Origin of the sequence: Tepidanaerobacter syntrophicus (assembly GCF_001485475.2) — a bacterium.
GTDB classification, from domain to species: Bacteria; Bacillota; Thermosediminibacteria; order Thermosediminibacterales; family Tepidanaerobacteraceae; genus Tepidanaerobacter; species Tepidanaerobacter syntrophicus.
The window spans coordinates 16044-27720 of sequence record NZ_DF976995.1 but is presented as its reverse complement, the minus strand read 5'-3'; the positions used below and the strand labels follow the sequence as shown (position 1 = coordinate 27720).

The following is an 11677-nucleotide window of genomic DNA, read 5'->3' as shown; positions in this document are numbered from 1 at the left end:
TGATTTAGTAATTTAAGCTTCCTGAAATTACTCTGTCAAAACCTGCGTAATCTTTTACAACTGAAATTGCCGTAAAGCCATTTGCCAGTAAAATTTTTCTTACTGCTTCTGCTTGATTCCAACCAATTTCAAAAATAATTTTCCCTTGAGGCTTTAAAAATCTCGGAGCCTCGAAAGCTATTTTTCTATAGAACATTAGGCCATCTAAGCCACCGTTTAGGGCTGATTCAGGTTCGTTTTTTACATCCGGAGGTAGATTTGCCAGTTCACTTTCAGGAATATAAGGGGGGTTTGAAACAATCACATCGAAATCTCTTATGTTATTTTCTTTGAAGGACTCTAACAAATCCCCTTTGAATACAAATATCCGATCTTGTAAATTATAGGAATTTACATTGATTCTAGTAATTTCGCAGGAAATATCCGATATGTCCGACGCATATATTCTTACATTTTGGTTGTTTGCTGCAATAGCTACCGAAATTGCACCACTGCCGCAGCATATATCGGCAACTTTAGGTTTTTTTATATCCAAAATAGCATTTAAAGTTTCTTCAACTGCAAATTCAGTTTCGGGACGCGGAATCAGAACCCCGGGTTTCACATGCAATTTAATTCCGTAGAATTCTTTTTCTCCCACAATATATGCAATCGGAATGTGGCGGCATCGCAGTTTTAATAATTTATTAAATGCATCTGCTTGCTCGCTGCTGAGCATAATATCATCATGTGTAAGCAGATATACCCTGTCTTTTTTAAGCACATATCCTAATATAATCTGCGAATCTAGAGCAGGATTTTCTATTTCCTTTGCGGCTAATATATTAGTGCCTTCTGTCAAAGCTTCTCTGACTTTCACAAAACTTCCCTCTTTTTATTGGGCTCTGGCCAGTTTTTTTGCTTGGTCTTCAGCAATTAAGGCATCGATTATCTCGTCAAGCTCGCCTTCTAATATGCTTGCAAGTTGGTGTGTTGTGAGATTTATGCGATGATCCGTTACCCTTCCCTGGGGAAAATTATATGTGCGTATGCGCTCACTGCGATCACCTGAACCGATTTGACTCCTGCGGCTCTGTGCTATTTCCCGATCCTGTTCTTCTTGCATTTTTTCCAATAATCGAGCTCTGAGTACCTTCATTGCTTTTTCTTTATTCTTGAGCTGCGAGCGCTCATCCTGGCAGGTAACAACTATGCCTGTGGGTATATGAGTTATTCTTACAGCCGAGTCGGTAGTATTTACGCCTTGTCCGCCGTGGCCGGAGGCTCTATATATATCTATGCGAAGATCATCCGGATTTATCTCTACATCTACTTCTTGAGCTTCAGGCAATACTGCAACAGTCGCAGCCGACGTATGAATTCTGCCTCCTGCTTCTGTTGTTGGAACTCTCTGCACTCTATGAACTCCTGATTCATACTTTAATCGGCTGTATGCACCTTTACCGTTTATTTCAAAAATTATTTCTTTAAATCCTCCAAGCTCTGTAGGATTTGATTCGATAATTTCGACTTTCCATCCCTTTTTCTCGGCATACCGGCTGTACATTCGAAACAAATCACCTGCAAAAAGTGCCGCTTCTTCGCCTCCGGTGCCTGCACGTATTTCCATTATGACATTTCTTTCATCGTTAGGATCTTTTGGAAGCAGCATTATTCGCAATTCTTCTTCCAGCTGAGCTTTTTTCTTTTCTAATATTTCTATTTCACTTTTGATGAGCTGTTCCATCTCAGGGTCATTATTTTCCTTCAAAAGTTCATAATTTTCTGCTAATTCTTTTGCAACCTTTTTATACTCTTTAAAACACGCTACAGTATCTTCTAATGAAGCGTGTTCCTTCGCAAGCTTTATCCATTCATCCTGACGGGCTATTATCTGGGGATCAGATATTTTTTGTGTAAGTTCATCATATTTCTTTTCAATTGTTTCTAATTTTTCTATCATAAAATCACCTTCCTGCGGTTTGAACAGAATTAATCTATTACAGCCTTCAACGCCGCTATCGCAACTTCCAATTGAGAATCATCAGGTTCTCTCGTTGTAAGTTTCTGAAGCCACATACCCGGAGTATTTAATATTTTTAAAAACGGACTGCTGCTTCTTCCTGCAAGTTGAATAAGTTCATATGAAATCCCTGCAACTACAGGCAGAAGCAAAATTCTCGAAACAATTCTTGCTATTATCCCCGGCCATCCCAATATAGAAAAAAGAAGTATGCTTACTATCATTACTATCATTATAAAACTAGTACCGCACCTGGGGTGAACAGTAGAATATTTCTTAGCATTTTCCGGAGTCAGATCTTCGCCATGTTCATAACAGTGAACGACCTTGTGTTCTGCTCCGTGGTATTCAAAAACTCTGCGAATATCTTTCATAAGAGAAATAACTGCTACATACGCTACAAAAATTGCTATTCGCAAAAATCCCTCAGCAAGGCTAAGCAAAAACGGTGTCTTTATATTTGCGCTTATAAATTTGACAGCAACAGTTGGTAAAATTACAAACAGGACAACTGCAAATAGAACCGCAGAGGCCAGCGCAATAGCTATGTCCTTAGTGGTAAGGGTTTCTTCCTCTTCGTAGCCTGCCATTGTAGCAGAATATGACAGGGTTTGAATTCCTATTATCATCATCTCAATTAGGGAAACTACTCCTCTTAATATAGGCAATTTAAGAAATTTATAGCGCTCAGAAATCGAGTGGTTTTCGTCTTTTTTTAAGACAATTTCACCATTGTCTTTTCTCACAGCAATAGCTGTGCTTTTGGGACCGCGCATCATTACGCCTTCAATTACCGCTTGGCCCCCTATGGCAGGTTTAACTTCCTTCATTTTTTCCTCCTATTGGCAATGCTTAAGGGATTAAGAAAAAAGGTTAGAGACAACCTCCAACCTTCTTGACCTACTCCTCGTCTTTTGCTTCTTGTAAGCCGTACCTCTTCTTGAATCTTTCCACACGGCCTCCGGTATCAACCAGCTTCTGCTTGCCTGAAAAGAAAGGATGACACTTTGAGCATATTTCAACGCGGAGTTCCTCTTTTGTCGATCCCGTTTCAAATGTATTTCCACAGGCGCATTTGACTGTAGCTCTCACATATTTAGGATGTATGCCTTTCTTCATGCCTTTCACCTCTTTGAATAAATTTATAAGATAAAGTTGGTTCGCCTCAAATTTAGAGTACCTTTAGTATTATAGCACACGCTCTAATTTTGCACAAGAGTTTTTACAAAGCCTCTCCATCACTGTTTTGGGTGCTAAATGATTTTTTCATTGAAAGCAAAACTAGCATACAGATAAATAAAATGCAAATTGAAATTATGTATATTAGCCGTGGATTCAAATCATAGATGTAACCTGAAATAAGTCCCATTGTTGCACTTAAAATGGAGATTCCGGTATTCAGCAGTGAATAAATTGTAGCTCTGGTATTGCCTTCCGTAACTTCTGCCAGCATAGCATCAGCAAATGGCCTGAATATACCAAAGCCTGCGGCAAAGACCATTACAGCTAGTATTGTAATTACAAGATTATTTGTTGGAATTGTAATTAGCATAAAGAGGCCACATGCTTGTAAAATCAATCCTGTCACCATATTGGTTATAGTGTTTTTTCCGCTTAAAATCGGATTAATAAAAACCAATGTTGCAATCATAGTAGCAGAATTTGCAACTCCCAGCAGTGATATCATAGATTTTTCTATTTTGAGAACTTCTGACATATAGGGAGCAAAATAAAGGCTAAGGTGGGTGCCGATTGTGGTATACATATTAAAAAGTATTAATACACTCATTATCATTAGGATTAAGGGTTTGTATTTAAGCTCAGCAATTACTTCTTTGTATATGTTTTTATTGTAGCCGGCTTTCTTTTTGTGCTTAGATCTTTCTTCTAATATAACCTTGCCTGTGGAAGTTTCGGTATGAAAATAATACCTAAGCGCCATCATTACTGTCATACTAACTACTGCCAATATCAAAAAGAATCTTTCTGCCTTTACTATACCATACATCTTTACTGCAATTCCTGCAATCGGTGTTAAAATACCTGCTGATATATTTATTATATTTATCAGATTAAAGGCAGCAAAGCGCTGTTCATTACTGGAGTCTTCTATCACCATTAAGTTGTAAGAGACAGCTGTAACTCGCTGAGCACTATTTATCATAATTCCCAGAGCAAACATCCAAAAATTGCTTGCAAAAGCATAAATCAGCGCAGCAAGGGGCCATGCTATAACGTCAAAAACAAATGTAGTTTTTCGCCTCCCCAATGTATCGGTTATGGGCCCTGCCAAAAGAGAAAATATTATTGCCGTTATAAACCCTAGAGATATCAGAAATCCTATTTGTTTATCTGTTATGCCCTGACTTTTCATATAAAGGCTTAAATAAAAATTATAGAGTACATAAGGAATGCCCCACATAGGTTCGAACATCACACAGGTCCTAGCATTGCCGTCGAGCATTCTAAATAAATCTATTATATTGTTTGCCGGTTTCTGGTCTATAGTAATTTCTCCTCTCCTGGCGCGTTTTTTTCATTATTAAAGCTTCATACATTTTTATCTTATTACCAGAATATCTCTGCCGCAATTTGGACACTTGCTATCTTCCATTTCTATTTGCACAAAGTAGCCTGTCCTTTGAATAACCATTTTCCCGCATGAAGGGCAGTAAGTATTGCTGCCTGTTTCATCTGTCATATTGCCAGTGTAAACATAATCCAAATATTTTAATGCTATTTCTCTAGCTTTCTTTATTGTCTCAAAAGGTGTAGCCGGGATATCCAATTTGTAGCACGGAAAATAGCGAGTAAAGTGAATAGGTATATCTTTTCTGAGAGAAGAAACCCACTTTGCAAGGGCTTCTATTTCTTCGGCGCTATCATTCATACCGGGAATTATAAGTGTTGTTAATTCAACATGGCATTTTTTCTGAGAAATTTCTATTGTTTCCATTACAGGCGCAAGACGTCCTGATGAAAGTTTCTTATAAAAATCTTCATGAAATGCTTTTAAGTCTATGTTCATGGCATCTACAAATGGGAGGATTTGATTTAGCGGTTCTTTTTCGATAAAGCCATTCGTTACCAAGACATTTTTAAGGCCTTCCTCGTGAGCAAGTTTTGCGCATTCCAACACATATTCATACCATATAGTAGGTTCGTTATAGGTATAGGCTATACCTATATTTTTCCGCTGTCCTTTAGCTATAGCAACTAAATCTTCTGGATTTACTTCTTGAGTTGGAACATCTGTAGATTGAGCGATTTGCCAATTTTGGCAAAATTTACATTTAAAGTTGCACCCTATGCTTCCTACTGAAAATATCACATTTCCAGGGTAAAAATGATATAATGGCTTTTTCTCTACAGGATCCATTCCCCACGATGAAACTTGTGCATAGTTTTCAGAATACAGTATGCCTCCTATATTTCTTCTTACTCTGCAAATTCCTGTGTGTCCCTCAGATATTATACAGTGATGTGGGCAAAGGACGCACTCGACGCTGCCATCGACATTTTTTCGATAATACATGGCTTCTTTCATTTGCATCAAGACTGGCTTTGCTTGTCAAAACCGTCTTTACCCTCCCTCCGTTACTTCCTTTTTCAATTATACTAGGAAATCTTATATTATTGCAAGCTTATAACATATAAAGCAAACCTGTAAAAAAATAAAGCATCAGCCGAAAAGATAGATGCTTTATTGGTTATTATATTTAGGTTAGTTAAATTATTTACTCTCTAATCTGACCATTACCTAATATGAGATATTTTGTTGTCGTCAGCTCTTCAAGTCCCATAGGACCTCTTGCATGAAGCTTCTGAGTGCTTATTCCTATTTCTGCCCCCATTCCAAACTCTCCGCCATCAGTAAATCGGGTAGAGGCATTAACATAGACGCACGCTGCATCCACACCTGCAAGAAATTTATTCGCTCTTTCGTAATCTTTGGTAACAATGGCTTCGGAATGCCGTGTTCCAAAACGGTTAATATGCTCAATGGCTTCATCTATGCTGTCTACAACTTTTACACCTATTATAAAGTCAAGATACTCCATAGGCCAGTCTTCATCTTTAATCGGGATAGCATTAGGATAAATCTTCCTAGTCCTTTCACAGCCGCGAATTTCAACTCCTAGTTTTTGTAATTTCAAAAGGGCATCAGGCAAAAAATCTTTAGCAATTTTTTCATGGACAAGCAATTTTTCCGCAGCATTGCATACTGAAGGTCTGCTGGTTTTAGCGTTTATCAATATCTTTTCTGCCATCGGCAAATCGGCAAATTCATCCACATAAATATGGCAATTGCCTTCTCCGGTTTCTATAACCGGTATCTTAGAATTTTCTACAACATTTTTAATAAGAGCTCCGCCTCCCCGGGGAATTATGACATCCACATAATCTCTCATCTTAAAAAGTTCTTGAATCCTTTCCCGATCGGTATCTTCTATCAATTGTATACAGCTTTCTGGAAGACCAGATCTTTTGAGTCCGCTGCAAAGTGCCTTTACGATAGCTTTGTTTGAATTTATTGCTTCAGATCCGCCGCGAAGAATAACGGCATTTCCGGATTTTATACATAGCCCGGCCGCATCCGAGGTAACGTTTGGCCTTGATTCATATATTATGCCAATTACACCTAATGGCACCCTTTCTTTTAACAATGTAAGCCCATTAGGCCTTTTAATTATCGTGCCACCACCTACAGGGTCAGGCAAATCCACTAGAGTCAAAAAGCCTTCTATCATCCCGGAAATTCGCTGTTCGGTCAATGTAAGTCTTTCGATAAGGGCCTCTTTAAGTCCGTTTTTGCGCGCATTTGATACATCTTCTTGATTCGCCGAAATTATATCATCTTTCATATCTTCAAGTGCTTGTGCCATATAAGTTAACGCATCGTTTTTAACCGTGGTAGAACTTAATGCAATTTTATATGATGCTTCCTTTGCCTTTTTTGCAATATCCAAAACGCTGTCCAATAAAATCACCCCATTAAATTATGCTTCTTTAGCGCATTCCCCGGCTTTTTTGGGTTCAAAGAAAGTGCCGCAGGCAGTACTGCCATCTAAGATGTTGTAAATATCCGTAGGACTTTCGCCGCTGATAATTGCCATTGCTATTCCTGCTTCGGTTGCAATTTTTGCAGCCTTAATTTTGCTTTGCATACCACCCGTCCCAAGATTTGAATAGGACCCTTCTGCCAGAGCCTCGATTTCCGGCGTTATTTCCTTTACATAAGGAATCTTTTCAGCTCCCGGCTCATGGGGAGGCATAGTATAAAGACCGTCCACGTCTGAAAGAATAACAAGCAAATCTGCCCCAATTAGTTTTGCCACAACTGCCGCCAAAGTATCATTATCTCCATAGACAATTTCTTCTACTGCCACTGTGTCGTTTTCATTTACTATTGGCACTACTTCAAATTCAAAAAGTGTAGTCAATGTATTTAAGGCATTTTGCCTTCTTATATCAGTCTCCAAATCTTCTCTTGTGAGCAATACTTGTGCCACATTCACGCCATATTCCAAAAAAAGTTTCTCATAAAATTGCATTAAAACGCCCTGCCCCACAGCTGCTAAAGCCTGCTTAATTCTAATATCGCCTTTGCCTTTTATGCCAAGCCTGCCAGCTCCCGCCCCTACCGCTCCCGATGTAACGAGAACAACATTTTTACCGCTGTTTTTTATAGCAGAGATTACCCTGACCAGCTTTTCAATTCCTACGATATTTAGTTTACCATTTTCATTTACAAGTGTCGTAGTTCCGACTTTAACCACTATTGTCTTATATAAATCCTCTTTCAAAACTTTCACCTCAGGCTTATTAAGTATCTTATAATTATGCATTATATTGTATAATTATAACAAGTATATTTCAAAAATCAACCCTAAATTATTTTTCTTCATGCCTTTCCACTTCAAATTTATATATCTGATAGTCCTCATCAAGTCTTATCCCGGCTTTCGCAAGGGCTATTCTAAGCTGCTGCTCTACTGTATCCACACCTTCTAAATCAGGCAACAGCAGACCGGATTTATAGCCTTTTCTTACTAAAATACCGTACTTCTTAGGATCAAGTTCGTCAATACTGTACACCGGCACAGGCTCTGTAAGAACATCTACGGAATATTCAAGTTCAGGAAGTTCATCCTTTTCTACCGGGTAAAATCGTGGATCCTCGCACCCTGCACTTATAGCATTTCTTTGAATCTCTTCTGCGATGTTCTTGCGGGTGGGTAAAAATGTTCCTATACACCCTCTAAGTTGTCCGCCCTTCTTTATCGACACAAACACCCCAGCCCTTTGTTTGAGCATCTCTTCGGGTAAATCTTCGGGTAGCGGCGGTATAACGCCCTCTTTCACATAGGTTTCAAGGGTGTAGCGAGCAAGTTTTACATAAGGATCTTCTGTTTCTTTTTCAGGCGTTTCGCTTGAATCTTCTTTTTGTTCGGCAACCTTAAATCTTGCTATACAGTAACCTACGCCAAAAGGCCCTTCATGTGAAAGCACTTCAGGCTCCACTTTGCAGCCGTCAAGAGTGCCTGCCATAATCCAAATTGATCTTAAGCCGCATTCTCCGGCTCTTTCGATAACCACCGGGTCAATAGATCGAAGAGCTTTTAAATCAAATTTTCTCAATGCATCTACCAATTGGTCTTCAAACACTTTTCCGTATGGGTCATAACCTGCAGGTGCATCTTTTGTAAGCCTGTGAGAAAGATCTCCGCTTGCTATTACTACTATTTTTTTATTTAGCGCTTTTGCAGATTCTTGTATCAGTTTTCCAAATTCGTAAAGGTCCTCATATGGAAGCATACCGAAAGATAAAGGCATTAATTTAAAATTCGAAGAATATTTGGCAATAAAATACATAGGCACAATTACACCATGATCCAGCTCCTCTTTGAAGCCGTATTTCCAAACCCCAACTTCACTGGTTGTAACAGTTGAAATGCCATGCCTGTTCGCCCTTTCGCGCACTTCATCTGCAAGCTCTGCGTCGCGTTCAAAACTCATCTTTACCTCAGGAGCGCCAAAGGATGCAAGACTGCCTTTTAAATTAAAATCATAGATACATAAGGCATCTGCAAAAATAGGACCATGAGGGGATATTATAACTATAGTATCAGGAGAGAGTTTTGCTATTTCCCTACCTACTGTATTGGCAGCGTTTATAGAAGAAATTACTTTTTGGGCCTCTTTTCCACCGACTTCCTCTACCATAATCGGGGGATGCGGCATTAAATAGCCTGACAAAACGCTCATTTCAAGACCCTCCTTTAAATTTTAAATAAGTATCATTATTCCAACTGCCTTATATAAGGTCTGTAAATATATTGATAAATCAGATAGCCTATAAATGGTATCGCCGCAAGAAAGAGATACAATCTTTCAAATGCCATATATTCACTAAAGCCGCCTAATGTAACACCTGCGGCCACTCCTAAATCAAAAGCCGCTGTAAATGCGCCTAATGCCGTGCTTCTTGATATACCGCGAATTGTAAGAACTAAAAGCGATGTCATAAAAGGGAAAAGCAGTGCAAAACCTAATCCGTATATTATAGCAACAACGATTAATCCTTGAAAACTATTTACAAAACTCATCAAAATAAGTGATACTGTAAGGTCAAGCAGAGCAAATGCTATAATCTGTTCAAGATACTTATTGCTCCACCTTCCTACCAGCAGCCTTGTCGCAACTACTACTGCAGTATTTATTACGAAAAAGTATTCCGTTCCCGTAATATTTTTTGCAGCAGCAAAGAGAGGAAGCATTGCTGAAATTGCGCCAAATGTGGTCATACCGCAAAAGAGCACTATAGTCGGCAGATAAACGCTTTTGTTAAGCAGCACCCTTATGAAGTTAGAATCTTCTTCTTTTTTTGTATCTGCTTTTATATCGGAAACGAAAAGCAATAAAATCAGGGCAAATACCGCAGCAGCAACTGTCGAGTAAACTGCAACATTAAAATTATAGTTATTAATAAGTTTTACTCCGGCGGCAGGAGCCAAGCCTTTTGCAATCATTACGGCTACTGAATTAAAACCCATAAATCTTACGAGATTTTCAGAGGATGATATATCAGCCGTAAAATTTGCTGATGCCACAGAAAATGCGCCTACTGTAAATCCGTAAATTAAAAGCGTCAACGAAAGACCTGCTAAAGCAGGAAATGTTTTTAAAAGCAGTGGTGTAAGAAAAAATAAAGCTATAGAAATTAGCATAACTTTTTTGCTTGTGTATGTATTTATCCAAATGCCGCCAATGGGTCTTGCAAGCATGGAACTTATAGAAAAAAGACCCATCGTGGTGCCTATCGTCAAGTTGTCAAAGCCAAGTTCTAGCATATATACGGGGATAACGGGCATCATTATGTAATATGTGGAAACAAAGGCAACTGTCGCCAGTAAAACCATGATAAAATCTTTGCTCTTATTATTTTCTGCCATTCATTATCCCCCTAAAATTTATTCTCTTGTATTGTTATTTTAACATAGTACAGAGCAAAAATAAATTAAGTTCCGATATATACTAAAATTATAACCTCACCCGGTTACTTCAGGTGAGGTTATGGTTTCAGCTTGCCTGCTCTTGTTTTTTCTTCGCGTTCCTTTTAATGTTTTCAATCTGCTCCTGCGTTACTTCCCGTTCGAAACTCCTAAAGCCGGCTAATTTAAATCCATGCTTGTTGGCTATCCTTGTTATCTCTTCTACCTGTTCTACCGTCAGATCTCTACCCAAGGAAAAGCTCTCATAGCGGCCCTCTAACGCCAGCATCATAGTTTCAGCCATACAGGCGTAAGAAGTTTTTGGTGGAAAACCAAAATTAAAATTGAAATTTACGTCGCCGGGAACTTCTACTACGCCACCCTCTATTATAAGGACATCATCGCGTTTTTCGGCAACTTCCTTTGAAACATCCCTTGGCCGGGATACATCGCATACTACCGCACCGGGCTTTAAATCCTCTGCTTCAATTATCGTATCAAGACTGCTGGTAACCGTCACAATAACATCTGCATTTCTTACGGCGCTTCTTGTATCTGATGTTATTTTCACAGAATTCCCTGTATCTTTTAGTATTTTATCAGCTACATCCTGAAGTTTTTCTGTATGCCTTCCAACAAGCGTCAGATGTTTGCAGTCTCTTGCAAGAATTTGAGCACATACCTTTCCGATAGACCCGGCAGCTCCAATAACCAACACCTGAGCTTCTTTTATGTCTTTACCCATAATTTCAGCAGCTTTTTTTGTGCCTTCTATGGCAGTAGCAACGGTATAGCTATTGCCCGTGGTAACAGGTATGTTTAAGTTTTTGGCAATAGTAATTCCGGCATCTCCCACTACTGATGTAAAGGCGCCAAGGCCGACTATTTTAGCTCCTAGTTTCTCCGCCAGTTTCCCTGCCTTTATAATTTTTTTAATTACAAAGTCTTCCGGAAGTTCAATCATTTGTCGTGTTGTCAGTGGACATGTAACAAACCAGCCCTCGGCTTCATTGTATGGGCTTTTTACTCCCGTAATGTGAGAAATTGTAAAAGGCGGCACGTATTTCATTATAGCCTCCACCATGTTTGGCGGCAGTTTTTCCATGAACTTCAATTTTCTAAATACATCAGATACTTCGATAGGATGTATTATAAAGGCAAATTTTTCCATGATCGCACC

The 11677-nt window shown here is 38.9% G+C and carries 11 protein-coding genes; all 11 read right to left on the bottom strand.

The features are described 5' to 3' along the window. Positions 1 to 4: 4 nt before the first annotated feature. The 11 genes from prmC to TSYNT_RS00085 all read right to left on the bottom strand — a co-directional run bounded on the left by prmC (position 5) and on the right by TSYNT_RS00085 (position 11668). The gene (gene prmC, locus TSYNT_RS00135; RefSeq protein ID WP_059031069.1) at positions 5 to 859 is read right to left on the bottom strand and encodes a peptide chain release factor N(5)-glutamine methyltransferase; all 855 of its coding nucleotides are present in this window, start codon (positions 857 to 859) and stop codon (positions 5 to 7) included. A 15-nt stretch (positions 860 to 874) separates the two neighbouring features. Continuing rightward, the gene (gene prfA / locus TSYNT_RS00130; protein WP_059031067.1) at positions 875 to 1942 is read right to left on the bottom strand and encodes a peptide chain release factor 1; all 1068 of its coding nucleotides are present in this window, start codon (positions 1940 to 1942) and stop codon (positions 875 to 877) included. A 29-nt stretch (positions 1943 to 1971) separates the two neighbouring features. Then, a complete protein-coding gene (locus tag TSYNT_RS00125) occupies positions 1972 to 2832 on the bottom strand; it encodes a DUF1385 domain-containing protein (RefSeq protein WP_059031065.1) in 861 nt (286 codons plus the stop codon). Between the two features lie 70 nt (positions 2833 to 2902). Beyond that, entirely contained in the window at positions 2903 to 3121 is a 219-nt protein-coding gene (rpmE, locus tag TSYNT_RS00120) for a 50S ribosomal protein L31 (RefSeq protein WP_059031063.1), read from the bottom strand. A 103-nt stretch (positions 3122 to 3224) separates the two neighbouring features. After that, positions 3225 to 4436, bottom strand: a complete 1212-nt coding sequence (locus TSYNT_RS00115) for an MFS transporter (RefSeq protein ID WP_059031061.1) — start codon at positions 4434 to 4436, stop codon at positions 3225 to 3227. 126 nt (positions 4437 to 4562) lie between these two features. Further along, positions 4563 to 5549: an AmmeMemoRadiSam system radical SAM enzyme gene (gene amrS / locus TSYNT_RS00110; RefSeq protein WP_059031273.1), complete on the bottom strand. Its 987-nt coding sequence runs from the start codon at positions 5547 to 5549 to the stop codon at positions 4563 to 4565. Between the two features lie 190 nt (positions 5550 to 5739). Continuing rightward, positions 5740 to 6984, bottom strand: a complete 1245-nt coding sequence (locus tag TSYNT_RS00105; RefSeq protein WP_059031059.1) for a glutamate-5-semialdehyde dehydrogenase — start codon at positions 6982 to 6984, stop codon at positions 5740 to 5742. 18 nt (positions 6985 to 7002) lie between these two features. Next, positions 7003 to 7809 carry a glutamate 5-kinase gene (proB, locus tag TSYNT_RS00100; RefSeq protein ID WP_213997548.1) on the bottom strand — a complete coding sequence of 269 codons (807 nt, stop codon included), beginning with the start codon at positions 7807 to 7809 and terminating at the stop codon, positions 7003 to 7005. 88 nt (positions 7810 to 7897) lie between these two features. Continuing rightward, positions 7898 to 9271, bottom strand: a complete 1374-nt coding sequence (amrA, locus tag TSYNT_RS00095) for an AmmeMemoRadiSam system protein A (protein ID WP_059031054.1) — start codon at positions 9269 to 9271, stop codon at positions 7898 to 7900. Positions 9272 to 9306: 35 nt separating this feature from the next. Further along, entirely contained in the window at positions 9307 to 10458 is a 1152-nt protein-coding gene (locus TSYNT_RS00090; RefSeq protein ID WP_059031052.1) for an MFS transporter, read from the bottom strand. 127 nt (positions 10459 to 10585) lie between these two features. Then, positions 10586 to 11668: a saccharopine dehydrogenase NADP-binding domain-containing protein gene (locus TSYNT_RS00085; protein WP_059031050.1), complete on the bottom strand. Its 1083-nt coding sequence runs from the start codon at positions 11666 to 11668 to the stop codon at positions 10586 to 10588. Between the last annotated feature and the right edge of the window lie 9 nt (positions 11669 to 11677).